Raw genomic sequence first — 1,319 nt, 5'->3', positions numbered from 1 at the left:
CGTCACCTTCGGTCACTGAGCCGGTAAAGTTACCGGTGACTTCAGGTAAGTCGTCGGTGCCGGTAATGGTGATAACAATATCTTGCTGTGTGTTATCGCTTGCAGTGAGGGTGATGGTATCCGTCACCTGATCGCCGCCATCTAAATCCTGCACGGCAGACTGATCGAGGGTGTAGGTCCAGTTTCCGTTGACCAGCTCTAGCGAGCCATAGGTACCGGTCTCTGTAGTATTGGCAAAGGTGGGATTATCGTCGCCATCAACGTCACTGATTGAAAGTGTGCCACTTGCAGTCACAGGCGCATCGCCCACATTGCCCTCGGTCACGGAACCGATAAAGCTACCGGTCACTTCTGGCGTATCCTCACTACCAGTAATGGTGATGACAATAGCTTGCTGGGTGCCATCAGAGGCGGTGAGCGTAATAGTGTCTGTCACCTCATCACCGGCATCCAAGTTCTGCACCGCAGACTGATCGAGGGTGTAGATCCAGTTGCCGTTAACTAGGTCTAGCGAGCCATAGGTACCGGTCTCTGCAGTATTGGCAAAGGTGGGATTATCGTCGCCATCAACGTCACTGATTGAAAGTGTGCCACTTGCAGTCACAGGCGCATCGCCCACATTGCCCTCGGTCACGGAACCGATAAAGCTACCGGTCACTTCTGGCGTATCCTCACTACCAGTAATGGTGATGACAATAGCTTGCTGGGTGCCATCAGAGGCGGAGAGAGTAATGGTGTCGGTCACTTGATCGCCAGCATCTAAATCCTGCACGCTGTCTTGATCAAGCGTATACGTCCAATCACCGTCTACTAGCTCGATCGAACCATAAGTCCCCGTCTCAGTGGTATTGGCGAAGGTCGGATTATCGCCGTCATCAACATCACTGATCGCAAGGGTACCCGTGGCAGTGGCAGGGGCATCGCCCACGTTGCCTTCGGTCACTGAACCAGTAAAGCTACCGGTGACTTCAGGTAAGTCGTCGGTGCCGGTAATGGTGATGACAATATCTTGTTGCGTGTTATCGCTTGCGGTGAGCGTGACAGTGTCTGTCACCTCATCACCGGCATCCAAGTTTTGTACGGCAGACTGATCGAGGGTGTAAGTCCAATTGCCGTTGACCAGCTCTAGCGAGCCATAGGTACCGGTCTCTGTAGTATTGGCAAAGGTGGGATTATCGTCGCCATCAACGTCACTGATTGAAAGTGTGCCACTTGCAGTCACAGGCGCATCGCCCACATTGCCCTCGGTCACGGAACCGATAAAGCTACCGGTCACTTCTGGCGTATCCTCACTACCAGTAATGGTGATGACAATAGCT

General features: G+C 53.0%; 1 protein-coding gene. It reads right to left on the bottom strand.

Translation table 11 applies throughout. The annotated features are described in order from the left end of the window. On the bottom strand, positions 1 to 1,319 hold a 1,319-nt coding region (locus tag WN56_RS13370; protein ID WP_046075488.1), incomplete at both ends, for a VCBS domain-containing protein.

It is taken from the genome of Salinivibrio sp. KP-1 (assembly GCF_000968645.1).
Lineage (GTDB): Bacteria > Pseudomonadota > Gammaproteobacteria > Enterobacterales > Vibrionaceae > Salinivibrio > Salinivibrio siamensis.
This window is presented reverse-complemented; position numbering and strand designations above follow the sequence as displayed.